This is a genomic window from Micromonospora sp. SYSU B005, from assembly GCF_055362685.1.
Genome location: NZ_JAXCFU010000019.1, coordinates 21,799 through 45,598, shown reverse-complemented (window position 1 = coordinate 45,598; position 23,800 = coordinate 21,799). Strand labels below are relative to the sequence as shown.

Annotated in this window: 20 protein-coding genes and 2 pseudogenes; 9 read left to right on the top strand and 13 right to left on the bottom strand. The window is 73.5% G+C overall.

Features of this window, described 5'->3' with window-relative positions:
- Window positions 1-8: 8 nt before the first annotated feature.
- The 3 genes from SM452_RS27945 to SM452_RS27935 form a co-directional block, all read right to left on the bottom strand.
- Complete coding sequence (locus SM452_RS27945; protein WP_463841022.1) at window positions 9-542, bottom strand: hypothetical protein; 534 nt, start codon at window positions 540-542, stop codon at window positions 9-11.
- Window positions 543-656: 114 nt separating this feature from the next.
- Complete coding sequence (locus SM452_RS27940) at window positions 657-1,223, bottom strand: hypothetical protein (protein WP_355513201.1); 567 nt, start codon at window positions 1,221-1,223, stop codon at window positions 657-659.
- A gap of 148 nt (window positions 1,224-1,371) precedes the next feature.
- Window positions 1,372-2,760: a cellulase family glycosylhydrolase gene (locus tag SM452_RS27935; protein ID WP_355513198.1), complete on the bottom strand. Its 1,389-nt coding sequence runs from the start codon at window positions 2,758-2,760 to the stop codon at window positions 1,372-1,374.
- Between the two features lie 306 nt (window positions 2,761-3,066).
- Between SM452_RS27935 and SM452_RS27930 the strand changes: the two genes are divergently transcribed.
- Together SM452_RS27930 and SM452_RS27925 are read left to right on the top strand one after the other, a co-directional pair.
- Window positions 3,067-4,029 carry a TIGR03557 family F420-dependent LLM class oxidoreductase gene (locus SM452_RS27930; RefSeq protein WP_463841036.1) on the top strand — a complete coding sequence of 321 codons (963 nt, stop codon included), beginning with the start codon at window positions 3,067-3,069 and terminating at the stop codon, window positions 4,027-4,029.
- Window positions 4,030-4,388: 359 nt separating this feature from the next.
- Window positions 4,389-4,682: a GAP family protein gene (locus tag SM452_RS27925; RefSeq protein ID WP_355513193.1), complete on the top strand. Its 294-nt coding sequence runs from the start codon at window positions 4,389-4,391 to the stop codon at window positions 4,680-4,682.
- On the opposite strand, the gene SM452_RS27920 is transcribed toward SM452_RS27925, so the two are convergent.
- The 7 genes and pseudogenes from SM452_RS27920 to SM452_RS27890 form a co-directional block, all read right to left on the bottom strand.
- The gene (locus tag SM452_RS27920) at window positions 4,669-5,466 is read right to left on the bottom strand and encodes an endonuclease/exonuclease/phosphatase family protein (RefSeq protein WP_463841021.1); all 798 of its coding nucleotides are present in this window, start codon (window positions 5,464-5,466) and stop codon (window positions 4,669-4,671) included. The two genes, SM452_RS27925 and SM452_RS27920, sit on opposite strands and share 14 nt — an antisense overlap.
- 4 nt (window positions 5,467-5,470) lie before the next feature.
- The gene (locus SM452_RS27915; protein ID WP_355513189.1) at window positions 5,471-6,961 is read right to left on the bottom strand and encodes a phosphatase PAP2 family protein; all 1,491 of its coding nucleotides are present in this window, start codon (window positions 6,959-6,961) and stop codon (window positions 5,471-5,473) included.
- A gap of 146 nt (window positions 6,962-7,107) precedes the next feature.
- Window positions 7,108-8,109, bottom strand: coding sequence for a YihY/virulence factor BrkB family protein (locus SM452_RS27910; RefSeq protein ID WP_135239032.1), 1,002 nt, complete (start codon window positions 8,107-8,109; stop codon window positions 7,108-7,110).
- Window positions 8,102-9,109, bottom strand: coding sequence for a diacylglycerol/lipid kinase family protein (locus SM452_RS27905; protein ID WP_262012011.1), 1,008 nt, complete (start codon window positions 9,107-9,109; stop codon window positions 8,102-8,104). The genes SM452_RS27910 and SM452_RS27905 overlap by 8 nt, the downstream gene beginning before the upstream one ends.
- A 91-nt stretch (window positions 9,110-9,200) precedes the next feature.
- A pseudogene (locus SM452_RS27900) lies at window positions 9,201-9,413 on the bottom strand (Clp protease N-terminal domain-containing protein); the annotation flags it as partial.
- 159 nt (window positions 9,414-9,572) lie between these two features.
- Window positions 9,573-9,776 (bottom strand): annotated as a pseudogene (locus SM452_RS27895) (Clp protease N-terminal domain-containing protein); the annotation flags it as partial.
- A complete protein-coding gene (locus SM452_RS27890; protein WP_030275209.1) occupies window positions 9,776-10,012 on the bottom strand; it encodes an HTH domain-containing protein in 237 nt (78 codons plus the stop codon). The gene SM452_RS27890 and the pseudogene SM452_RS27895, both read right to left, overlap by 1 nt.
- Before the next feature lie 98 nt (window positions 10,013-10,110).
- Here SM452_RS27890 and SM452_RS27885 point away from each other — a divergent pair, with 98 nt between their 5' ends.
- The 4 genes from SM452_RS27885 (at window position 10,111) to SM452_RS27870 (ending at window position 15,219) form a co-directional block, all read left to right on the top strand.
- The gene (locus SM452_RS27885) at window positions 10,111-10,911 is read left to right on the top strand and encodes a PP2C family protein-serine/threonine phosphatase (RefSeq protein ID WP_463841020.1); all 801 of its coding nucleotides are present in this window, start codon (window positions 10,111-10,113) and stop codon (window positions 10,909-10,911) included.
- 83 nt (window positions 10,912-10,994) lie between these two features.
- Complete coding sequence (locus SM452_RS27880; protein WP_402812734.1) at window positions 10,995-11,825, top strand: universal stress protein; 831 nt, start codon at window positions 10,995-10,997, stop codon at window positions 11,823-11,825.
- A 128-nt stretch (window positions 11,826-11,953) separates the two neighbouring features.
- Entirely contained in the window at window positions 11,954-14,356 is a 2,403-nt protein-coding gene (locus tag SM452_RS27875) for a phosphoketolase family protein (protein ID WP_357208255.1), read from the top strand.
- Window positions 14,353-15,219, top strand: coding sequence for a universal stress protein (locus SM452_RS27870; RefSeq protein WP_262012007.1), 867 nt, complete (start codon window positions 14,353-14,355; stop codon window positions 15,217-15,219). Before SM452_RS27875 ends, SM452_RS27870 begins: the two co-directional genes overlap by 4 nt.
- Window position 15,220: 1 nt before the next feature.
- Here SM452_RS27870 and SM452_RS27865 read toward each other — a convergent pair whose 3' ends face one another.
- Window positions 15,221-17,569 carry a heavy metal translocating P-type ATPase gene (locus SM452_RS27865; protein WP_357208252.1) on the bottom strand — a complete coding sequence of 783 codons (2,349 nt, stop codon included), beginning with the start codon at window positions 17,567-17,569 and terminating at the stop codon, window positions 15,221-15,223.
- Between the two features lie 119 nt (window positions 17,570-17,688).
- On the opposite strand from SM452_RS27865, the gene SM452_RS27860 reads away from it, so the two are divergent.
- Together SM452_RS27860 and SM452_RS27855 are read left to right on the top strand one after the other, a co-directional pair.
- Entirely contained in the window at window positions 17,689-18,699 is a 1,011-nt protein-coding gene (locus tag SM452_RS27860; RefSeq protein ID WP_262012006.1) for an Acg family FMN-binding oxidoreductase, read from the top strand.
- Window positions 18,700-18,792: 93 nt separating this feature from the next.
- Complete coding sequence (locus SM452_RS27855) at window positions 18,793-20,460, top strand: sensor histidine kinase (protein WP_463841035.1); 1,668 nt, start codon at window positions 18,793-18,795, stop codon at window positions 20,458-20,460.
- Between the two features lie 6 nt (window positions 20,461-20,466).
- On the opposite strand, the gene SM452_RS27850 is transcribed toward SM452_RS27855, so the two are convergent.
- Entirely contained in the window at window positions 20,467-21,105 is a 639-nt protein-coding gene (locus SM452_RS27850; RefSeq protein ID WP_013284884.1) for a response regulator, read from the bottom strand.
- A 187-nt stretch (window positions 21,106-21,292) separates the two neighbouring features.
- Here SM452_RS27850 and SM452_RS27845 point away from each other — a divergent pair, with 187 nt between their 5' ends.
- Complete coding sequence (locus SM452_RS27845; RefSeq protein ID WP_262012005.1) at window positions 21,293-22,267, top strand: Acg family FMN-binding oxidoreductase; 975 nt, start codon at window positions 21,293-21,295, stop codon at window positions 22,265-22,267.
- 48 nt (window positions 22,268-22,315) lie between these two features.
- On the opposite strand, the gene SM452_RS27840 is transcribed toward SM452_RS27845, so the two are convergent.
- Window positions 22,316-23,317, bottom strand: coding sequence for an NAD-dependent epimerase/dehydratase family protein (locus tag SM452_RS27840; protein ID WP_355513173.1), 1,002 nt, complete (start codon window positions 23,315-23,317; stop codon window positions 22,316-22,318).
- Window positions 23,318-23,800: the final 483 nt, after the last annotated feature.

The window sequence follows — 23,800 nt, the reverse complement described above, 5'->3', positions numbered from 1 at the left end:
TCAGGGGGTCACCGGCGCCGCCGCGGGACGCGGGCCGAGGTGGCCGCAGCCCCACCGACCAATGGATGGGGCACGGCGGCCGGGCGGGACTCGCCGGTCGAGCGCCACAGCTCGTGGAGCGTGGGCCACCAGTCGGGGTGGCTCTCCACCACCTCGACCAGGACGGGGCTCTGCTCCAGCATGTGCGCGGGCCACCGGTGCCAGGAGTGGGCGAATCGGAAGTCGGGCAGCAGCCCGGCCACCTGCAGCTCGCACTCCAGCACGTCCGCGAGTAGCACCGCGAGGGTGATCACGACGGGCCGGTCGGTGTCGGTCGGCGCGGAGGGCTTCCGGTCGAAGAAGTATGCGCGAAGCGGCGGATTCTCCAACAGGCGGTCGTGCCAGGCGCGAGACAAGTTGTTCACTTCCATCAGCGCGGTGGCCGAGCCGATGCCGTTGTTGATGCGGCTCTGTTTCGCCACCTCCCGCGTCTGCACGGCGGAGAAGCACAACGACACCGCTACCAGCATCAGACTGACGAAGCCCAGAATCGTTTCCCACATGTCCCCGCCCTTCAGGGAGTACGACTCCCCTCACGCTAAGCGGAGAGCGCAACACCCTGAGTCACCACGTTCCGGCCGCCTTCCTCCCGGCGGCAATCAGCGGTCCGGCCGTCCTCAGGCGGCGGCGCGACGGACGGTGTCCCGCAGGGCGAGGGCCACTGCGGCGAACAGGGCCGCGCCGCACCCCACACCGGAGATCAGGCCGACGGTGCCGGCGCCCGCGCCGAGCGCGTGGGCGAGGAACCCGGCCAGGCCGAGCGCTGTCATCACGGCGCCCAGCCAGTGGTAGAGCGGCATCCGCCAGACGTGGGCGAGGCCGAAGAAGTGCACGCCGACGACCACCGCGACCCAGGCGACACCGACGGCGGGACGGTCCAGCACGTTGTTGATCACGAACAGGCCGCCGAAGAGCGCGACCGCCTCCAGCGCCACCACCAGCCAGTAGCGGCGGTCCATGAACCCGGCGGCCTCCCGCTGCGGGGCGGGCGTCTCCCGGCCGGCCACCCGGAACAGCGTGACCAGGAGCATCGCGGCCACCAGCAGGCCGGCGACGCGCAGCACCAGCGGCCAGGGCGCGTCCAGACCGCCGCTGTTGACCAGCACGAACACGGTGCCGAACGAGATGGCCACGAGCGAGCCGATCACCAGCCCCGACGGTCGTCCCCTGGTTCCCGTGCTCATGACGTCGCCTCCGGTCCCTCGCGCTCGCGCCTCGACCCGCGATCAAGGGCGTGGCGTCTGTACCCGCGTCCGGACGCGGCGCAAACTCCTTGCTCACTATGTCGGAGAGCGGTGGCCGGGCCCGCACGGGACCCGGCCACCCGGTGGATCAGCTCGCGGTGCAGGTAGTCGCGGGGGTGGAGTTGGTGCCGGTCCAGCTGCCGATGAAGCCGAACGTGGTGCTCGCGCCGGCGCCGAGGCGGCCGTTGTAGTCGACGTTGCGGGCGGTGTACGCCGACCCGCTGTTGCTGACGCTCGCGTTCCACGCCTGGGTGACGGACTGGCCGTTGGCGAACGTCCAGCGCACCGTCCAGCCGGTGATCGCGGCGGCTCCGGCGGTCACCTTGACCTCGCCCTGGAAGCCGCCCTGCCACGAGTTCGCGACGGTGTAGGTGGCGGTGCAGCCACCGGCCGGCGGGGGCGTGGTGGGCGGCGGCGGGGTCGGGCTGACGGTCGGGCTGGTCGTCGGGCTCACGGTGGGACTGACCGTCGGGCTGGCGGTCGGGGTGGTGCTCGCGTACACCGACGCCTCGCGGGACGTGGCGGCGATGCCGTTGGCGCCGTTGAAGATCCGCTGACCCCAGCTGGTGAGCTGGGCCGGGTTGAACGCGGTGGTCATGTCGAGGTACTCCACGCCGCCGCCGTTGCCGCTCCACGACCAGCCGAGGTAGCCGATGCCGTTGGCCTGGGCGTACGCCATGATGGCGTCCTCGTCGGGGTTGCCGTCGGAGTGGTTGAAGCCGAACTCGCCGACCACGATGGGCAGCCCGGCGGTCCGGAACCGGCCGAGGTAGTCGCTGATCTCGGCGGCGGTGTCGAACACGCCGTACATGTGGATGGAGAAGACGGTGTTGCGCTGCGGGTCGGCGGCGAACACGGTGCCGGCGTTGTCGCGCATGGTGAACGACCAGTCCTGGCCCCAGTTGGGCGCGTCCACCATGATCGTGTGGGTGAGGCCGGCGGCGCGCAGCCGCTTGATCGCGTTCGAGGTGTCGGTGGTCCAGGCGCTGTAGCCCTGGTTGCCGAACGGCTCGTTGCCGATGTTGACGATGACGTACTTCTCCTGGCCCTTGAGCACGTCGGCGATGCTCAGCCAGTAGTCGGTGGCCTTCGCCAGCGTGGTGGCGGCGCCGTCCTCGCCGTACCCGGTGGTGTCGTGCACCTCCAGCACGCAGATCATCCGGTTCGCCTTGCACAGTGAGATCACGTTCGCCACGTCGACGGCGCTGTTCTTCGTCCAGCGGTCGCCGCTGGACAGCACCACCCGGACGGTGTTCGCGCCGAGCGCCTTGATGTTGGCGAAGGAGCTGGTCTGCTGCGGGTACCAGGTGTGCGCGTGGTTGACGCCGCGCATCACGAACTCGACGCCGCCTGCGTCGTAGAGCCGCCCGTTGGAGACGGAGAACCCGGTGGCGGCGTTGGCCGGCTGCCCGAGGGCGAAGACGGCGGCGAGGGCCGTCAGCAGGGCGGCGCCCGCGACGGAGAGCAGTTTCTTCATGGCTGTCCTCAGGGGAAGGTCTCCCCCGTGCCCGAGCGGGGGTGCGGTGACGGTGACGAGGTGGTGGCGACTGAGCCCGGTAGCCGCCGCCCGGTTCCCGAACGGACGCAGGCATCAGCGTAGGGCGATGGAAGGCTTTAGGCAACCGGTTAAGCGGAACGCGCCGGTAGACGACGGGGGTTGACCGGCGACGCGTACTGAACCGGTTAAGACAACCGGCCGAAGGCGGGCGGCGAAGCGGACAGCAGGGTTGACCCGCGCGGGGCGGGGTATCCGGGGACGATCCGCCCGGGAAGGAGACGTGCCATAGTCAACGTCGGTTACACCCTCATGTGCGAGCAGGCCGGCCCGAAGGAACTGGTCGACCACGCCGTACACGCCGAGGCCGCCGGCTTCGACCATCTGGTCATGTCCGACCACTACTACCCCTGGCTGGAGTCTCAGGGCCACTCCCCGTACGCCTGGTCGGTGCTCGGCGCGGTCGCCCACGCCACCAGCCGGGCCGAGCTGATGCCGTTCGTGACCTGCCCGATCCGGCGGTACCACCCGGCGGTCGTGGCGCAGAAGGCCAGCACCATCGGGGTGCTCTCGGACGGGCGGTTCACGCTCGGTCTCGGCGCCGGGGAGAACCTCAACGAGCACGTGGTGGGCGGATGGCCGCACGTGCAGCAGCGGCACGAGATGTTCGAGGAAGCGCTGCAGATCATCCGGCCGCTCCTCAACGGCGAGACGCTGACGTTCTCCGGCAACCACTTCGACGTCCCCGACGCGTACCTCTGGGACCGGCCGGAGCGGCCGGTGCCGATGGCGGTGGCCGCGTCCGGGCGGCAGTCGGCCACGCTGGCCGCCGAGTACGCCGACGCCATGATCGCCACCGACCCGCTGTCCCACCTGATCGACATGTACGAGGAGGCGGGCGGCGCGGGCCGCCCCCGCTACGGGCAGGTCGCCATCTGCTACGGCCCGGACGAGGACGAGTGCCGCAAGATCGTGCACGACCAGTTCCGCTGGTTCGGCCTGGGCTGGAAGGTCAACGCCGACCTGCCCGGCCCGGAGTCGTTCGAGGCGGCCACCCAGTTCGTCCGCGAGGACGACGTGGCCGAGGGCATCTCCTGCGGCCCGGACACCGACCGGCACGTCGAGGCGTTCAAGAAGTTCGTCGACGCCGGCTTCACCCACGTCGCGCTGGTGCAGGTGGGCGGTGACACCCAGCCGATGTTCCTCGACTGGGCCCAGGAGGAGCTGCTGCCCCGGCTGCGCGAGCTGTGACCGCTGAGGAGTTGACGCCATGCGTATCGGGAACACCGAGATCCGTCCCGCCGGAGGCGGGCTCGGCTGCCTGCTGATGATCCTCTTCTCGATCGCCGCCTCGGTGGTGCTCACCGTGCTGCTCAACCTGGTCCTGTAGAACCCGGCCCGGCGCGCTCGGCGGCGGCACCAGAATGGGGCATGCCCCTGCTGACCGCGCTGCCGCTGGCGCTGGAGATGGTCGCCGGGTCGAAGCTCGTCAGCGCCGTCGTCCTCGCCGGCGGACACCACCCGCGCCGCAGCTCGGCGGCCTTCCTGGGCGGCGTGGCGGTCGGCGTGCTCGGGCCGTTGATGCCACGTACGCCTTCGGTCTGGGGCTGGTGCTCGCCGTCGCGGTGCCGAGCGACGAGCTGGTCATGGCGTCGGTCGCGGGCAGCATGGCCGGGCACGGCCGTCCGTGGTGGCATCTGCTGCCGTTCACGGCGCTCACCGTGCTGCTGCTGGCGCTTCCGCTGCTGGCGCTGCTGCTGTTCGGCGAGCGCGCGGACCGGCTGCTGCCCGTGTTCCGCTCCTGGACCGACAGGCACTCCTGGCTGGTCAGCGAGGCGGTCATTCTGATCTTCGCGGCCTTCGTGGTGGCCGACCTGGCGTCCGGGTCGGTCAGCCGGCCGTGACGTCCACGTCGGCCAGCACCGGATAGTGGTCCGAGGCCGTGTCCGCGTCACCGTCGCGGACCACCCCCACCGCGCGTACCCGGCCGGCCAGCGCCGGGGTGGCGAGCAGGTAGTCCAGCCGCATCCCGGCGAACTCGGCGCCGCCGTGCCGGGTCGGCACGGTCAGGCCGCCGGGTTCGTCGCCGCCGGAGCGCGGCCACAGATCCACCAGGCCGGCGTCGAGCAGCCGGGCCACCGCGCGGGTGTCCACGGTACGGCCGTCGCGGCGCAGGTGCCGCCGCCGGTACGCCGTGGCCAGCCCGGCCAGCCGGGCGGTGTGGTCGACGGCGGGCTCCAGCGTGTTCAGGTCCCCGGCGAGCAGGGCCAGCTCTCCCCCGGTACGCCGCAGCGCGGCGGCCAGCCAGTCCGCCTCCATCCGCCGCCGCCCACCCGAGTAGGGGTACAGGTGCGTGCTCAGCACGGTCAGCGGTCCCGCGCCGGTGGCGACCTGCACCCGGGCGGCGGCGTGGTGGAACGGGCGGCGGACCCGGCCGGCACGCAGCACCCGCAGCGGCGGGCGGACCAGCACCGCCACCGGCTGACCGAAGCAGGACCGGGCCGGGTACGCCGCCATCCCGAGCCGGTCGGCCAGGCCGTCCAGCGTGGCGTCCATGCCGCGCAGCTCCTGCAGGGCCAGCACGTCGGGGCGCTGCGCGGTGACGACCGAGACGATCCGGTCCCGGCGGTCGGCGCCGCCGCCGTCCCGCCCGCCGGTCCGGATGTTCCAGGTCATCACCCGCAGCATCGGCTCAGTCCGGCCGCGCGGCCTTGGCCAGCTCGTCGTCCAGCTCGTCGACCTGTTCGGACTCGATCGCCGGCTGGTTGCCCTCGTGGACGTCGGCGTTGGGCTTGATCACCCAGTACAGCAGCGACAGCCAGAGCGCGCCGAGCAGGATCGCGCCCATGAAGTCGGTCGGGTGGTGCATGCCCCGGTACATCCGGGAGGTGGCCACGCCGACCGGCATCAGCACGGCCATGCCCACGAACAGCCACCGCCACCACCTGTCGGTACGCGGGAACACGATGACCGCCATGGCCACCCAGAGGCAGATGGTCGCCGCGATGTGGCCGGACGGGAACGACGAGGTGGGCATCTGCCCGTCCAGGTTCTCCACCGGCGGCCGGGGCCGGTCCACCACGCGGGCGCTGGCCAGGAACAGGCTCAGCTCACCGAACATCGCCAGCACCACGTACAGCACCGGCCGCCAGCGCCGCCACACGGCCAGCACGATCGGGCAGAACACCAGCGACACCAGCAGGATCGCGTGGGTGTCGCCGAACTTGCTCCACCACCAGCTCAGCTCCGTGAGCGCGTCGGTGTGCCGCTCGGCGAACCAGCGCGGCACCTCGGTGTCGAGCGTGTCGAAGAACGTGCCCTTGGCGTGGTAGCTGACGAACATGCCGAACGCGTAGAGCACACCGAATACGATCACCCAGCCGACCAGCAGCTCGGCCACCGCCGAGCGCGGGTGCTCCAGCACCTTCTCCTCGTCCGGCGCGAGCGCCAGATCCTCGCCCGCCTCCGGCTCCAGGCCCTCACGCAGCGGCGGCACCGGCCGGCCGCGCTCGCGCCGCCACAGCCGGAAGGCGTACGCGGTGACGCCCAGCCAGGCCGCGCCGAGCAGCCAGCCGCCGATCACGTCGGACACGAAGTGCACGCCCAGCGCGATCCGGGTCAGCCCGACCAGGAAGATCAGCACGCCGGCGATGGCGATGGCGGGCTTGCGCCAGCGCGGCGACATGGCCGGCAGGAACACCAGCAGCAGCGCCCCGTACGCGACGAACGAGCCGAGCGCGTGACCACTGGGGAAGCTGTTCCCCGGCGCGCTGGCGATCGGCACGTCCACCACCGGGCGCAGCCGCCCGACCAGCGCCTTGAGCGACGGGTCGAGGATCAGCCCGCCGGCGCCGGTGACGATCAGGTAGACCGCCAGCCGGGACTGGCGGCGGATCAGCAGGCCCACCACCGCGATGCTGACCAGCCAGATCAGCACCGGCCGGCCGCCCAGGTCGGTGATCGCCTGGAGCACTGTGACCAGCGGGCCGTGCGGGGCCACCAGGTTGTTGAACCACTCGGCCGTCTCGTGGTCGGCGTGGTAGAGCGGGCTCCACCGGAACCGGACCAGCATGAGCAGCACGCCGAACCCGACTCCCGCACCGGCCACGGCGAGCAGGCCCGCGAGGCTCCGCTCCGCGAAATGGCTGAGCGGCCGGCTCCCGGCTTCCTTGACCGCGGTCACACCGCACCTCCCTCGTTCTTCTGCGAGGCGCGCTGTACCCGATCGGCGTGTCCCGTACACGCCGTACCGGCGCGGCGTCTCACGCCGGACGGGCGTGGCGTCTCACGCCGGACGGGCGTGGCGTCTCACGCCGGACGGGCGTGGCGTCAGAGCGAGGTCATCTCACCGGTGTCGAACAGCTCCGCCCGCTGCGCCTCCGGCTCCCACAGGTCCGGCTTGGCGGGCTCCTCCACGCCGATGCGCATCGCTTCGAGCTGCGCGGCGAACGCCAGCCCGCCGAACAGCGCGATCCCGGTGAGGTTGGCCCAGAGCAACAGGGCCATCATGCCGGTCAGCGCACCGTAGGTCTGGCCGAATCCGCCGCTGTACTTCACGTAGGCGGCGAGCAGCAGGCTGGCCAGCCACCAGATCGCGATGGCGATGGACGCGCCGAAGAAGAGCCAGGACAGGCCGGGCTGGCGGCGCCGGGGCGCGTGCCGGAACAGCACCGCGACGGCGAGCACGGTGAGGCCGAGGCTCAGCGGCCAGCGGATCACGTCCCACCCGGCCATGGCGACGTCGCCCCACTCGTAGTGCCGCCGCACCGACTCGCCCATCGCCCGGCCGCCGACCAGGATCAGGAAGCCCGCAAGCGCGGGCACGCCGGCCACCACCGCGAGGATCGCGGCGCGCAGGTACTTCGCCAGCGCCGGGCGGTCCCGCTCGACGCCGTAGATCCGGTTGGCGCCCCGCTCGATCTGCGCCATCGTGGTGGTCAGCGCGACCAGCCCGGTGAGCAGACCGAGGGTCAGTGCCAGTTCGCCGGCGTCCTCGGTGCGCTCGCTGTCGGTGAGCAGGTCCTGCACCATGGCTTCGCTCTGGCCGGGCGTGATGGCCAGCACCGTGTCGGCGACGACCTTGCCGCCCTCGTCCACACCGAGGTCGGTGATCAGGCCGGTGAGCGCGATCAGGAACGGCACCACGGCCAGGCAGAGCTGCAACGCCAGCGCCCGGGAGTGGCTGAACCCGTCGCCGTAGCGGAACCGGATGAACGCATCCCGCAGCAGGCACCAGCCGCCGTGCCGGCGCAGTGTGTGCCAGGCGTCGTCGGCGGACAGCTCGTTCTCGGTCATCAACCGGGTCTCGGGGACCAGCTTGGTGCTACTCACGGCGGGCCTCCTCGACCAGGTGCTCTCCGCGCTCACCGGCCGCGTCGGCGTCCACCGCCAGGTCGGGGTGCTCCTCCGGGCGCGGTACGCAGAGCCAGAGCGACTCGGGCCGGATGGTGGCCTTGAGCGACCGGCCCGGCTCGATCAGGTCGCCGTCGAGCTGCCGGGCCTGAGCCCGGGTGCTGGTGATCTCGACCGAGCGTGCCCGGAACACCTCCATCCCCGGCACGCTGTCGCGGCGGCGCAGCACCGCCCAGCCCATCGCGAGCCAGTGGCGCAGCGTACGCGGCGTCAGCACCGCCACGTCGAGCCAGCCGTCGTCCGGTTCGGCCTCGGTGAGCAGGCGTACCCCGCCCTGCAGGCGCCCGACGTTGGCGACCAGGACCGAGCGGGCCCGGCGGCGCAGCGGCGGCTTGCCGTCGATGCGCACCGAGACCCGCATCGGCCGGTCGCGCAGGTGGCGGGCGGCGCCCACCACGTACGCGGGCCAGCCGATCCGCTTCTTCGTGGTCTCCGAGGTGGAGTCGAGCATCTGGGCGTCGAAGCCCATCCCGGCCATCACCGCGAAGCACTTGTCGCCGACCACGCCGACGTCGAGGCGGCGCATCCCGCGCTCGACGGCGACCTCCAGCCCGGCGGCCAGGTCGTTCGAGAGGCCGAGGTTGGCGGCCAGCAGGTTGCCGGTGCCCTGGGGCAGCACGGCCAGCGCCACGTCGGTGCCGGCCAGCGCGGTCACGCAGGCCATCACCGTGCCGTCGCCGCCGCAGGCGAAGACGACCTCCGCGCCCGCCTTCACGGCCTGTTCCGCCTGCCCGCGGCCCGGGTCCTCGACCGTCGTCTCGTACCAGGTCGGGGCCGGCCACCCGGCGGCGGCGAGCGCGCCGTCCACGGTGCGGCGGAACTCGTCCAGGTCGGCCACCTTCACCGGGTTGACCACCACTGCCGAGCGCGGGGTGCGGTTCTCCGCGTTCACCGGGCGCTTGTCGTCTGCACCGTCCACGGCGTCAGTGTGCAGGACACGGGGCGTGACGGCGACCCGGCGCAGCGGGACGTTGCGAGGACCGCAAACAGGTTTGAAATCCGGGTGCGGGTCAGGCCGCCTCGCGCAGCGCCGCGTCGACGCGCCGCCGCAGGTCGTCGATGTCCACCCCGGCCTCGGTGAGCACCACGGCGGCCAGGCCGTCGCCCTCGCGCAGCAGGCCGAGCAGGATGTGTTCGGTGCCGATGTGCCGGTGGCGCAGCCGCAGCGCCTCGCGCAGCGACAGCTCCAGCACCTTCTTGGCGCGGGGCGAGAACGTGCCGTGGTGCGGCCCGCGACGCCACCACAGGCGCGGACGCGGGGTAGCCTCGCGCAGCGCGTCGGGGCCGAAGGACTCCTCGATCCGGGCCACTATCGCGGCGAGGTCGATGCCGATCTCGCGCAGTGCCGCGGCGTCCGCCGCGCCGAGCCCGTCCACGCCCTGCGCGGTGTGGCGGGCCACCGCGGCGCGCAGCGCGTCGGCCTCGACGCCGCCGGCCGCGAGCAGCCGTACCGCCAGGTTGTCGCGGTCGGCGAGCACGCCCAGCAGCAGGTGTTCGGTGCCGACCGGCCGCCGTCCCTCGGTGCGGGCCTCGTCGAGCGCGTGGTGCACCACGTTGCGGGCCCGGTCGGTGAATCGTTCGAACATCACGCCTCCCAGCTCTCACGCACCGCCGGTCGTCCGGCGTGCTTCTTGTGGACCGCCTGCCGGCTGACCTCGAGGGCGTCGGCGATCTCCTGCCACGACCAGCCCTGCCGCCGGGCGTTGTCGACCTGGATCACCTCGAGCCGTTCGAGCAGCCGGCGCAGGGCGAGCACGGCGCGCAGGCCGACCTTGGGGTCGGTGCTGCCGGCCGCCGCCGCGAGTTCCGTCGCCTGACTCATGCTGTCAATGTAGGTTGACAGCACCTCACCTGTCAACCTTGGTTGACACGCGACCCGGCCTGCCGCTGTCCGGCCCGTCCCGGTGTTACGGTCCGCTGGTGTTCCGCCGCCGTCCGCTGGACCGGCCGGTCGAGTCCGCGCGCCGGCTCACCGCCGGCCGCCTCACCCTGGAGATCGCCGGGGGCAGCGTGGTCGGGCACCACTACCCGGAGAACTACGACGTGCTGCACGTCGACCCCGAGCTGCCGTTCGCGGTGGTCTGCGACGGGATGGGCGACGGCGAGGGCAGCCGCGTGGCGGGCACGACGGCGGCCCAGACGTTCACCGCGCAGGTCCGCGCCGGCTGGCCCGCCGTCGGCGCCGCCGCGCTGCGCACCGCCGTGGCCGAGACCCAACGGCGGGTACGCCAGGCCGGCGCGGCGCAGCCGGGCCTGACCGGGTGCACGCTCACCGCGCTCGTCGTCGAGCCGGACGGCGAGCAGGGCTGGCTGGTGCAGCTCGGCGACTCGCGGGCGTACCGGCTGCGCGACGGGCTGCTCGAACTGGTCACCGTCGACCACACGATGGCCTGGCTCGGCCTGCTGCACGGCTGGTGGCCGGCCGACTCGCCGGAGGCGGTCCGGGCGCGCTACCAGCTGCTGCGCTACGTCGGCCACCCGGACCGCCCCGAACCGGACCTGCTCGCCGTGCCGCTGCGCCGCGGCGACACCTGGCTGCTGTGCACCGACGGCATCAGCGACCAGCTCGGCTACCACCGGCTGCGCGACCTGCTCGCCGCGCGGCGCGACCCGGCGCGCACCGTCGAGGCCCTGCTCGCCGCCAGCCTGGACGAGGGCGGCGAGGACAACGCCACAGCCGTCGTACTGCGCGTCCACCCGGCGCTGCCCGCCCCGCGCTGACCGCCAGTTCCGCCGACCCGCTACGGCACGCCCGGTCCCGCGACTACGGTGAGTGGAAAGCACGGGTCGGGAGGTGAGCCGGGGTGGCCGCACCCAGCCACGGCGCGGTGGTGGTCGGCGTCAGCCGGTCCGAGGCCGATCTGACGGTGGTCCGCACGGCCGCCGCCGAGGCCGCCGCCCACGACCGGCCGCTGCACCTGCTGCACGCGTTCAACTGGGCCGCCACGCCCGGCCCGGCCCCGGCCGGCGGCACCCGCACGGACGCGGAGAACGTGCTGGAGCACGCCGGGCAGGTCGTCGCCGAGTGCGCGCCGCAGGTGCCGGTCAGCGGCCGAATCGTCGAGGGCTCGCCGGTCGAGGCCCTGCTGCGGGTCGCCGACACCGCGTTCCTGATCGCGCTCGGTGACGGCGGCATGTCCGCCCACCCGGACCGCGTACCGGCCGACACGCCTGCCGTGGACGTGGCCGCCCGGGCCGGTTGCCCGGTGCTGGTCGGGCGCACCCAGCCGGCCCCGCCCGGGCCGCTGCTCGTCGGCTTCGACGGATCACCCAGCTCGCAGGCCGCCCTCGGGTACGCCTTCGACTGCGCGCAGCACCGCGGCGCCCGTCTGCTCGCCGTCCGGGTGATCGAGCCGGACTCCGGCGACCGCGACGACGGGCGGCTGGAGGAGGCGGTCACCCGGACGGCCCGGGGGTATCCCCGGGTCACCGCCGACTGCGAGACCGTCCACGGTGAGCCGAGGTCCGTCCTGCTCGACCGCTCCCGCGCCGCGCAGCTCGCGGTGGTGGCCGCCTGGGGAGACGGGCCGGTAGGGTCCACTCTGGGCGCGGTCAGCCAGTCTCTGCTCTACCACTCGCCGGCTCCGCTGATCGTCGTACGGGGCATCCCCGCCGATGCCGGAGACGGGTCATGACGCCCACGCGAGGCGGGACCTACGGCCCTGACCGGCGACCCCCGATGGGGGCGACGCTGGACGCGCCGGGGGAGAAGACGTGGTCCCCGAGTGGCAGCCGACCCCGAGCCACGAGAGGCTAAGCCAGCATGGACACCGCGGTGAACCTGCACAGCCCCCTGACCGAAGCCGAGTTGCGCCGGCTGGACGCCTACTGGCGCGCGGCGAACTACCTGACCGTCGGCCAGATCTACCTGCTCGACAATCCGCTGCTGCGCGAACCGCTCAGGCCTGAGCACGTCAAGCCTCGCCTGCTGGGCCACTGGGGCACCAGCCCCGGGCTCAACCTGCTCTACACGCACCTCAACCGGGTCATCGTGAACCGGGACCTGTCCGCCATCTTCGTCACCGGCCCCGGCCACGGCGGCCCGGCGCTGGTGGCGAACACCTGGCTGGAGGGCACCTACAGCGAGCTGTACCACCACATCCCCCGGGACGAGACCGGCATGCAGCGGCTGTTCCGGCAGTTCTCCTTCCCGGGCGGCATCCCGAGCCACGTGGCGCCGGAGGTGCCGGGTTCGATCCACGAGGGCGGCGAGCTGGGGTACGCGCTGAGCCACGCGTACGGCGCCGCGTTCGACAACCCGGACCTGCTCGTGGCCTGCGTGATCGGCGACGGCGAGGCGGAGACCGGCCCACTGGCCGGGAGCTGGCTGTCGAACGTGTTCCTCAACCCGGCCCGCGACGGCGCGGTGCTGCCGATCCTGCACCTCAACGGCTACAAGATCGCCAACCCGACGGTGCTGGACCGGATCCCCGCCGAGGACCTGCGGGACATGATGCGCGGCTTCGGCTACGAGCCGTATGTGGTCGAGGGCGACGACCCGGCCACCGTGCACCAGCTGCTGGCCGGCACGCTCGACCGCGCGGTCGACGAGATCGCCGCGATCCAGCGCCGGGCCCGCTCCGGCGAGCACGTCGAGCGTCCCCGCTGGCCGATGATCATCCTGCGCACGCCGAAGGGCTGGACCGGTCCGAACCGGGTCGACGGCAAGCAGGTCGAGGGCACGTTCCGCGCCCACCAGGTGCCGATCTCCGAGGTCCGGGACAACCCGGAGCACCTGGCCGAGCTGGAGCGCTGGCTGCGTAGCTACCGGCCGGAGGAGCTGTTCGACGCCACCGGCGGCCCGGTCGCCGAGGTGGCCGACCTGCCGCCCACAGGTGACCACCGGATGAGCGCCAACCCGGTCGCCAACGGCGGCCGGCTGCTGCGCAACCTGGAACTGCCGGACTTCCGCGACTACGCGGTCGACGTACCGACACCGGGTGAGCCGATGGCCGGCGCGACAGGTGTGCTCGGTCCGTGGGTCCGGGACGTGATCGCCCGCAACCCGGAGACGTTCCGCCTGTTCGGCCCGGACGAGGTGGCCTCGAACCGGCTCGGCGCGGCGTTCGAGGTGACCGACCGCGCGTTCGTGGGCGCCGAGGTGCCCGGCGACGACCACCTCTCCCCCGACGGCCGGGTGATGGAGGTGCTCTCCGAGCACCTGTGCCAGGGCTGGCTGGAGGGCTACCTGCTGACCGGCCGGCACGGCATCTTCACCAGCTACGAGGCGTTCATCCACATCGTCGACTCGATGGTCAACCAGCACGCCAAGTGGCTGAAGGTGACCCGGAACATCCCGTGGCGGGAGCCGGTGGCGTCGCTGAACTACCTGCTGTCCAGCCACGTGTGGCGCCAGGACCACAACGGCTTCTCGCACCAGGACCCGGGCTTCATCGACCACGTGATGAACAAGAAGGCCGAGGTGGTCCGGGTCTACCTGCCTCCGGACGGCAACACGCTGCTGTCCACTATGGATCACTGCCTGCGCAGCCGGCAGTACATCAACGTGGTGGTGGCCGGCAAGCAGCCCGCGCCGAACTGGCTGACCATGGACGAGGCGATCCAGCACTGCCGCCGCGGCCTGGGCATCTGGGACTGGGCCAGCAGCGACGACGGCACCGAGCCGGACGTGGTGCTCGCCTGCGCCGGCGACGTGCCGACGCTGGAGACGCTCGCCGCCGTCGACCTGCTGCGCCGGCACCTGCCGGACCTGAGGGTGCGGGTCGTCAACGTGGTCGATCTGATGCGCCTGCAACCGCCGTCGGAGCACCCGCACGGCCTGCCGGACAACGAGTTCGACACCATCTTCACCCGCGACAAGCCGGTCATCTTCGCCTACCACGGCTACCCGTGGCTGATCCACCGGCTCACCTACCGCCGGACCAACCACGAGAACCTCCACGTGCGCGGCTACAAGGAGGAGGGCACCACCACGACGCCGTTCGACATGGTGATGCTCAACGACCTGGACCGCTTCCACCTGGTCATCGACGTGATCGACCGGGTGCCGGGGCTGCGGTCGCGCGCCGCGCACCTGCGCCAGGACATGGTGGACGCCCGCCAGTCCTGCCGCGACTACACCCGGCGCTACGGCGAGGACGACCCCCGGGTCGCCGAGTGGCGCTGGATCCGCGAGAACGACCCGGCCGTGAGGAGTGGCGAATGAGCGGCGAGGAGATCCTGGTCGGCTACGACGGTTCCGCCGACGCGTCGGTGGCCCTGAACTGGGCGCTGGACGAGGCGGGCCGGTCGGGGCGGCCGGTACGACTGGCGTACGTCTTCGAGTGGCTGACGGTGACCGGCTGGATCGGCCCCGGTGTGGCGCCGGGGGTGTGGCCGGACGAGGCCGCCCGGCAGCAGGTCGACGAACTGGTCCGCAAGGCGGCGGCGGACGCCGCCGCCGACCGGCCGGGCCTGACCGTGCACGGCGAGGTGTTCGACGGGCCGCCCGCGCTGGTGCTCCAGGAGCGGTCCGCCGACGCCGGGATGCTGGTGCTCGGCAGCCGGGGCCACGGCGGCTTCGGCGGGCTGCTCGCCGGCTCCACGGCGGTCTCGGTCACCGCGCACGCCCACTGCCCGGTGGTGGTGGTCCGCGACGGCCAGGCCGCCACGTCCGGGCCGGTGGTGGTCGGCTCGGACGGCTCGGAGTCGGCGCTGCGGGCGCTCGGCTTCGCCGTCGAGCGGGCCGCGCAGCGGGACGTGCCGCTGCGGGTGCTGCGGGCCTGGGAGCCGCCGGGCGACAGGTGGGTGCCGCCGGACTTCGACCCGGAGCAGGTCGCCGCGAGCGAGCGGGCCGCCGCCGAGGCGGAACTGGCGCCGTGGCGGGAGAGCTTCCCCGACGTGCCGGTCGAGATCGAGGCGGTACCCGGCAGCGCGTCCGCGCTGCTGGTGGAGGCGAGCCGGTCCGCGCAACTCGTGGTGGTCGGCAGCCGGGGCCGGGGCGGCCTGCGCGGCATGCTGCTCGGCTCGGTCAGCCAGCAGCTCATCCAGCACTCCCACTGCCCCGTCGCTGTGGTACGCGAGCGCTGACTCAGCGGCCGGGCGCGGTCGAGCCGTCCTCCGGGTTGAGCGAGAAGTAGTCCTCCTCCTCCTGGGCCAGGTGCAGGCGCAGCACCGCGTCCAGGCCGTAGAGCGCGGCCAGCAGGTCGGGCACCTCGTCACGGCGCAGCCGGCCGTCCGGCTGCGCCGTGAGGTGCCCGCCGATCCGCTCCACCAGCCGCACGATCTCCACGTGAGCCCGGCTCATCGTGGAGGTCGCCTCGTCGCTGCCGAGCGGCCCGGCCAGCGCCGGGTAGAGCTGCCGGTCCTCGGCCGCCTCGTGCGGCAGCACCTCGTCGACCAGGCGCCGGTGCACCTCGCGCAGCGCCGGCAGGCACGCCGGGTCGTCCGGGCGGGTCGCCACCAGGTCGGCGGTGTCCCGCAGCGCCGCCAGCACGTCGCGGACGCCGCCGTGCTCGCCCGCGTACCGGTCGAGCAGTTCGCGGGTGTGCGCCGGCAGGTCCCGCCGCCGCAGGCCGCCGCCGAGTGCGCGCAACGCGTTGAGGATCACCAGGACGTCGATGCCCTCCTGGAGGAACGCGCCGGCCACCGGGGGCAGCCGGCCCGCCGCGGCCACCAGCATCGCCAGCACCGCCAGTCCCATGCCGACGGTGGCGCTCTGCACCGCGATGCGGCGGGCGTACCGGGCGATCTCGACGGCGTCGGCGAGCCGGTCCAGCCGGTCCACGGTGAGCACCGCGTCGGCCACGTCCGCCGAGGCGGTCGCCCCGGTCGCGCCCATCGCCACACCGACGTGCGCCTCGGCCAGCGCGGGCGCGTCGTTCACGCCGTCGCCGACCATCACGGTCACCGCGTGCGCCGACTCCTGGCGTACCCGATCGGCCTTCTCCTGCGGCGAGCACCGCGCGATCACGTCGTCCACGCCCACGATCTGCGCCACCTGCCGGGCCGTGCCCGGACGGTCGCCGGTCACCATGACCAGCCGGGTCAGGCCCGCCTCGCGTAGCCGCCGCACGGTCCGGCGGGCGTCCGGGCGGACCGGGTCCTCCAGCAGGATCGCGCCGAGCGGCCCCTGGTCGTCGCTGACCCAGACCGCGGAGCGCCCGGCCCGTTCGGCGCGTTCACCGAGCCGGCCCGCCCACTCGGGCGGTTCCCCGGCGAGCTGCCCGACGTGCACCATCCGCCCGTCGACGCGGCCGCTCACCCCGTGCCCCGGCTCCTCGGTGACCTGCGTCGGCTCGGCCAGCGCCAGCCCGCGCTCGCGGGCCTGCCGGACCAGCGCGGCGGCCAGCACGTGCGGGGAGAGCTGCTCGACCGAGGCGGCCAGCCGCAGCACCTCGTCCCGGTCGCCGCCGGGCGCCACCACCACCTCGGCCGCCCGGGGCCGCCCGGCGGTGAGCGTGCCGGTCTTGTCCAGCAGCAGGGTACGGGCGCGGCCGAGCTGTTCCAGCGACCCGCCGTCCCGGACCAGTACGCCGCGCCGGGCCACCCGGGACAGCCCGGACACCACGGCGATCGGGGTCGCCAGCAGCAGCGGGCACGGGGTGGCCACCACGAGCACCGCGACCGCCCGGGTGAACTCGCCGGACAGCAGCCACGCCAGCCCGGCCAGCACCAGCGTGAACGGCACGAAGGCGGCGGCGTACCGGTCGGCCAGCCGTACCATCGGGGCCTTGCGGGCGGTGGCCTCGCCGGCCAGGCGGACGATACCGGCGTAGGTGCTCTCCGCCGCGTTGCGGCTGGCCCGCAGCCCGAAGCCGGCGCCCGCGTTGACGACGCCGCTGGCAACCTGCTCCCCGGCCGCGCGGGTGACCAGCTGCGACTCGCCTGTGACCACCGACTCGTCGAGCGTCGCCGCCTCCTCGACCACGCCGTCCACAGGCACCACGTCGCCCGGCCCGACCACGAGGCGGTCCCCCACCTCGACGCGGTCCAGCGGCACCACCTCGATCCCGCCGTCCGGGGTACGCCGCCGCGCCTGCCGGGGCGCGCGTTCCAGCAGCGCCCGCAGGTCACGGGTGGCGCGGCGCTGGGCGTACTCCTCCAGCGCCCGCCCGGTCGCGACCATCACCGCGATCACGGCACCGGCCAGGAACTCCCGCACCAGCAGCGCGCCGAGCAGCGCCAGCACCGCGATGACGTCCACCCCGAACTGCCGCAGCCACAGCTGGCGCAGCGTCGTCCAGGCCGCCGGCACCAGAGCGACCACCGTGACCGCCGCCCAGACCAGCCGCGCGGCGTCGTGCGCGCCGGCGAACCACAGCGCCGCACCGGCCAGCACGGCCACGGTGAGCAGCACCAGCGGCGCCCACTCGGCCCGGGCCCACCGCCGGGCGCGGGCCGGCTGCTCGGGTACGCACTCGCGTGGCTCGGTTCCCACGTGTGGATCGTCTCAGCCCGGACGTGGGACGGACAGGGCGATGCGGGTAATCCGGGGGATGGAACGGCGTCCCCACCCGCCCGTGGGGCACGATGGGGAAAACAGGAAAGGTCGTGACGATGAGCCACGAGACGCCGGCCGGCGATCGCCCGTTGACCACCGCGCTCGCGGAGGCCGCCGGAATGGCCGGCCACGCCCCCTCGGTGCACAACACGCAGCCGTGGCACTGGACGGTCCTGCCCGACGCGCTGGAGCTGCGGGTGGTCCGCGAACGGCACCTCAGCGCCATGGACCCGGAAGGGCACCTGCTGGTGGTGAGCTGCGGCGCCGCACTGCACCACGCCCGGGTGGCGCTGGCCGCCGAGGGCTGGACCCCGGTGGTGGAACGGCTGCCCGACCCGAAGGAACCCGACCTGCTGGCCCGGATCACCAGCCTGAAGCACACCGGCGCCGACCCCGACGCCATGCGCGTCGTGCAGTGCATGCAGGTGCGGCACACCGACCGGCGGCCGGTCAGCGACGAGCCGATCCCCGCCGACGCGCTGAACGACATCGACCGGGCCGCCACGCTGGAGGGGGTGAACCTGCAACTGCTCGACGACACCCAGAAGATCCAGCTCGCCGCCGCCGCCCAGCAGGCCGCCGCCGTCGAGGCGGACAGCCCGGAGCTGCGCGAGGAACTGGCGTACTGGACCAGCCGGGCCGGCACCGGCACCGGGCTGCCGCCGGAGGTGCTGCCCGAGCAGGCCCCGCAGACGACCGTTCCGGCCCGCGACTTCGGCCGCGCCGGCTCGCTGCCGATCGGGCCCGGCCACGACAAGGCCGCCGTCTACGGGATCCTGTGGGGCTCCGACGACGAGACGATGAGCTGGCTGCGCGCCGGTGAGGCCCTCTCCGCCGCGTGGCTCACCGCCACCCGGCACGGGGTGTCGCTGGTGCCGCTGTCCGGTGTGGTGGAGGTCGAGGGCACCCGCGAGGTGCTGCGGCAGATGCTCTCCGGCCTGGGGTTCCCGTACATCAGCATGCGGCTCGGGCTGGCCGACCCGACGCACGCCGGACCGCCGCACACGCCCCGGCTGGACATCACGCAGACGGTCGACACCTCGGCGGTCCGCGACCGGCTCACCTGACCGGTCTCGATCACGGCGGTCACCAGGCGATACCATCGCCGGGTGGCCGCCGCACCCCAGTCCCGGCACGAGCACAACACACCGTCGCTCGGGCTGACCCCGCTGTCCCGTGTCCGTCTGGACGAACTGCTCCAGGAGATGCTCGACCGCGTCGGCGAGGTGGTCACCAGCCGCGAGCGGCTACGGGCCCTGCTGGACGCGGTCGTCGGCATCGGGTCCGACCTCGATCTGCGCAGCACACTCCAGCGGATCGTGCAGTCGGCGTGCGAGCTGGCCGGCGCCCGCTACGGCGCGCTCGGCGTCATCGGTCCCGACCGCATGCTGCACGACTTCATCGTCCACGGGATCAGCCCCGAGCAGCACGCGAAGATCGGCGAGCTGCCGCACGGACGGGGCGTACTCGGCCTGCTCATCGACGAACCGAAGCCGCTCCGCATGCCGGACATCACCAAGCACCCCAACTCGTACGGCTTCCCGCCCAACCACCCGCCGATGCACAGCTTCCTCGGCGTGCCGGTACGCATCCGCGACCACGTCTGGGGCAACCTCTACCTGGCCGAGAAGCAGGGCGCGGCCGAGTTCACCGAGGACGACGAGGAGATCGTGGTGGCGCTGGCCGCCGCGGCCGGTGTGGCGATCGAGAACGCCCGCCTCTACGCGCTGGCGCACCGGCGGGAACGCTGGCTCGCCGCCGCCGCGGAGATCACCTCGGTGCTGCTCGGTGAGGTACGCCGTACCGACGCGCTGACGCTGGTGGCCCGCCGCGCCCGCGAGGTCGCCGAAGCCGAGCTGGCCCTGGTGCTGCTCTACGACGAGGACGAGGCGCAGTTCACCGTCGAGGTCGTCGACGGCGCCGACCCGGTCAGCCGGGAACTGGTCGGCGCGGTGCTGCCGGCCGCCGAGACCAGCTTCGCCGCGTCCGTCACGCAGGGCCGCCACGACCAGGTCGACGACCTCGCCGCCGCCGCGCCCTGGCCCCGGCCCGTGGTCGCCGGGCCCGCAGTGGTGTCCCCGCTCGCCGCCGCCGACACGCTGCACGGTGTCCTGGTGATCGGCTACCGGCCCGACCACGGCCCCGCCGCCGACGACGACCTCGCGCTGCTCGCCAGCTTCGCCGGGCAGGCCGCGCTGGCAATGGAACGCGCCCGCGGGCAGGAGGAGCGGGAACTGCTGGTGGTCCTGGAGGACCGCGAACGCATCGCCCGCGACCTGCACGACGTGGTGATCCAGCGGCTGTTCGCCACCGGCCTGCAACTGCAGAGCGGCGCGATGAACGCCCGCCCCGAGGCGGCCAAGCGGATCAACCAGGCCGTCGACGACCTGGACGCCACCATCCGCGACATCCGCCGCACCATCTTCGAGCTGCGCACGCCGATGAGCGCGGCACTGCGCACCGAGATCCGCGAGGCGATCGAGGTGGCCGCCGAGTCGCTCGGCTACCGGCCCGAGCTGGAGCTGATCGGCCCGATCGACAGCGCCGTCCCGGACGACCTGCGCCCCGAACTCACCGCCGTGCTGCGCGAGACGCTCTCCAACGCGGTACGCCACGCGCAGGCCGACCGGGTGTCGGTGCGCGTACGCGTCGACTCCGGCCGGGTCGAGATCACCGTCACCGACGACGGGATCGGCTGCGACCCGGAGGCGGCCCGCAGCGGGCTGGTCAACCTGCGGGAGCGGGCCGAGCGGCTCGGCGGCGAGTTCTCGCTGCGCCGGGCCGAGCCGCGCGGCACCGAGGTGCGCTGGAGCGTCCCGCTCGACTGACCGGCGTCAGGTGTTCTTGCCGAGCAGGCGGGTGGCCAGCACCGCCGCCTGCGTACGCCGCTCCAGGCCGAGCTTCGCCAGCACGCTGGAGACGTAGTTCTTCACCGTCTTCTCGGCCAGGAACATCTTCCCGGCGATCTCGCGGTTGGTGAGCCCCTCCGCCACGTACTCCAGGATCCGCCGCTCCTGCTCGGTGAGCGACTTCAGCTCGCGCGGCTGCTCCACCCCGCTGCGGATGCGTTCCAGCACACGGGTGGTGATCGCCGGGTCGAGCAGCGACTGGCCGGCCGCCACCCGGCGGACCGCGTCCACCAGGTCGGTGCCGCGGATCTGCTTGAGCACGTACCCGGCGGCGCCCGCCATGATCGCGGCGAACAGCGCCTCGTCGTCCTCGTACGAGGTGAGGATCAGTCCCTTGATCGAGGAGTCCACCGCGCGGACGTCCCGGCACACGTCGATGCCGTTGCCGTCGGGCAGCCGGGCGTCGAGGATCGCCACGTCGGGGCGCAGCGCCGGAATGCGGCGCGCCGCCTCCTGGGCCAGGCCGGACTCGCCGACCACCTCGATGTCGCCGCTGCTCTGGAGCAGGTCGGCAAGGCCACGACGGACGACCTCGTGGTCGTCGAGCAGGAACACCCGGATCATCAGTCCTTTCTACCCGCTTTCCCGCCCCCGTAGCACGGGTCGAAAGTCCCGTCCTGCGCGCGCCGCCCGGGACCGACGGCCGGGCCCAGGTGGGGACCTCCGGCCCTGCTCACCGCGCCGCCCGCTGACGCACCGTAGTGGTGTACCCGGCCGGGGGAGCCGGCGCCGCACGAGAGGGAGCACCGCCATGACGACCGAATACACCGGCGAGCAACTGCGGGCCGCGGTCGCCGACGCAGTCCGGGCGCCGTCGCTGCACAACACCCAGCCGTGGCGGTTCCGGCTCGTCGACGGCGGCATCGAGGTGTCCGTCGACCCGCTGCGCGGCCTGCCCGCCACCGACCCGACCGGCTGGGGCGCGCGGATCGCCGCCGGTGCGGCGCTGTTCAACCTGCGCCTGGCGCTCGCCGTGGCGGGCACCCCGGCCACTGTGCGGCTGCGTCCGTACCCCGCCGACCCGGACGTCGTGGCCCGGCTGGTCCCGGACGTGCCGCGCCGTCCCACCCCGGTCGAGCAGAGCCTGTACGCGGCGATCAGCCACCGGTTCAGCAACCGCGCGCCGTTCTGGCCCGACCCGGTGCCGGCCGAGGCGCGCTGGCGGCTCGGCGAGGCGGCCCGCGCCGAGCAGTGCTGGCTGGAGCTGGTGATCGGCACCAGCGCCGTCAACGCGGTCGCCGAGGTCGCCCGCAGCGCCCACCGCGTGCTGGAACGCGACCCCGCGTACGTGGCCGAGCGGGCCGAGTGGATCCGCTCCGAGCCGGCCCCGGACGGCGTACCGACCGGCGCCGGCGGGCCGCAGAGCGAACCGCAGGACCTGCTGCCGCAGCGCGGCTTCGGCGGACGCAACCGCGCCCCCGGCCGCGACTTCGAGCCGGAGCCGCTGGTCGCCGTGCTCGGCTCGGCCGGCAACACCTCGGCCGACCAGATCCTGGCCGGGCAGGCGCTGCAGCGGGTGCTGCTCACCGCCACCGACGCCGGGCTGAGCGTGTCGATGCTGTCCCAGCCGATCGAGGTGCCCGCCGCACGGGAGGCGCTGCGGATGTCGCTGGGCCGGTTCGGCACCCCGCAGATGGTGATGCGGATCGGATACGGCCAGCCGGGCCACGCCACCCCGCGCCGCTCGGTCGAGGAAGTGCTCGACCTGCCGGTCGTGCCGGCCTGACCCGTACCCCTCCGCGGGTCAGGTCGGCCACGGCCCTGCCTCTCTGGGTCAGGCCGGGAGCGCGGCCAGCAGGGCGGCTTCCCGCTCCGGCGCCAGGCCGACCGGGGCGCGCGCCGGCCGCCCGGCCCGGTCCGGCACGCGCCCCACCTCGCGCAGCCACCGCCAGGTGTCGGCGACCGTCTCGGTCACCGGCCGGCAGACCAGCCCTGCCGCGTACGCGCGTTCCACGTCCCGCTCCTGCATCCAGCGGTACTCATGCCCGCGCGGAATCCACACCGGCAGGTCGTTCCACGGCACCACCCCGGCCGCCAGGATCGGCTCCGGCGCGGTCCACCGCAGCGTCGCGTCCGACCCGGTCACCGTCACCGCCGCGTCGAGCAGGTCACCCATCGTCGCGTGCCCGGTGCGACCCACCACGTTGTACGCCCCGCCGACGCCCTCGGCACCCCGGTCCAGCAGCCAGGCAGCCAGGTCCCGGACGTCCACGTACTGGATCGGCAGGTCACGCGGCCCCGGCGCCAGCACGTCCCCGCCCCGGGCGACCCGGTTCAGCCACCATGGCAGCCGCCCGATGTCCTCTCCCGGCCCGAGGATCAGCCCGGCGCGTGCCAGCAGCGCCCGGTCGCCGAACACCCGCGTCGCGGCGAGTTCCCCGCCGGCCTTGTTCGCCGGGTAGTCACCGTCGTCGGCGTCCGCGTCGGCCGCGACTGTCGGCGCCTCCTCGCCGCTGCCGGGCGCGACGGGTGGCGCGTACACCGATCCGCTGGACACGTAGACGAAGTGCGGCACCGCGTCGACGAGCGCCGCCGCCGCGTCCCGTACCGCCCGGGGCGCGCCGTCCCACGTGTCCACCACCAGGTCCCACTCGCCGCCGGTGAGCGCGGCCAGCCCGTCCGGCGCGGTCCGGTCACCCCGCAACCGGTGTACGCCGTCCGGCACCCGACCGTGCACACCCCGGTTGAACACTGTCACCTGCCAGTCGCGGCGTACCGCCTCGGCCACGACCGCACCGCCGACAAAGCCCGTACCACCAAGCATCAGGAGTCGCATGCGTCCGAGCCTGCCGCCGCGTGCCGGGTGTGGCGTGCCCTGTTCACGGTCAGCGGATCTGCCAACGGCAGAACCCAGCCCCCGCCTCCTCGCCCCTCACCGTCGATCTTGGAGTTGTGGCACCCCGGATGCCCGATCAGCGAAGTTCGCGAGGTGCCAAAACTCCAAGATCGACGAGTTCACCCCGAAGTTCACGACCCCTTTCGCCGGCCTCGATCAACAGCCACCCAAGGCCACCCGGGCCGCCCTCGGCCGCCCCGAACCCCGACCGCCCGCGATCTTGCACTTTGGTGCCCCGCAAACTGCGCGAATGGGACGCGCGGAGGGCTCGAACTGCAAGATCGCCGGGGACCCTCGACCCGCCCTTTCCTCCCACCCCTGGGCGACGTCGCCAGGCCCGCATGTCGACCCACCCCAGCATAGTCGATCATGAAGTTGGCGGCGCTTGATGTCCGGTTTGTCGCCGCCAACTTCATGATCGAC

Coding starts and splice junctions, on each gene's coding strand:
- SM452_RS27875 (WP_357208255.1), top strand. CDS start 11,954: ATGGACACCGCGGTGAACCTGCACAGCCCCCTGACCGAAGCCGAGTTG.
- SM452_RS27870 (WP_262012007.1), top strand. CDS start 14,353: ATGAGCGGCGAGGAGATCCTGGTCGGCTACGACGGTTCCGCCGACGCG.
- SM452_RS27940 (WP_355513201.1), bottom strand. CDS start 1,223: ATGAGCACGGGAACCAGGGGACGACCGTCGGGGCTGGTGATCGGCTCG.
- SM452_RS27850 (WP_013284884.1), bottom strand. CDS start 21,105: ATGATCCGGGTGTTCCTGCTCGACGACCACGAGGTCGTCCGTCGTGGC.
- SM452_RS27890 (WP_030275209.1), bottom strand. CDS start 10,012: ATGAGTCAGGCGACGGAACTCGCGGCGGCGGCCGGCAGCACCGACCCC.
- SM452_RS27840 (WP_355513173.1), bottom strand. CDS start 23,317: ATGCGACTCCTGATGCTTGGTGGTACGGGCTTTGTCGGCGGTGCGGTC.
- SM452_RS27845 (WP_262012005.1), top strand. CDS start 21,293: ATGACGACCGAATACACCGGCGAGCAACTGCGGGCCGCGGTCGCCGAC.
- SM452_RS27920 (WP_463841021.1), bottom strand. CDS start 5,466: ATGCTGCGGGTGATGACCTGGAACATCCGGACCGGCGGGCGGGACGGC.
- SM452_RS27860 (WP_262012006.1), top strand. CDS start 17,689: ATGAGCCACGAGACGCCGGCCGGCGATCGCCCGTTGACCACCGCGCTC.
- SM452_RS27935 (WP_355513198.1), bottom strand. CDS start 2,760: ATGAAGAAACTGCTCTCCGTCGCGGGCGCCGCCCTGCTGACGGCCCTC.
- SM452_RS27945 (WP_463841022.1), bottom strand. CDS start 542: ATGTGGGAAACGATTCTGGGCTTCGTCAGTCTGATGCTGGTAGCGGTG.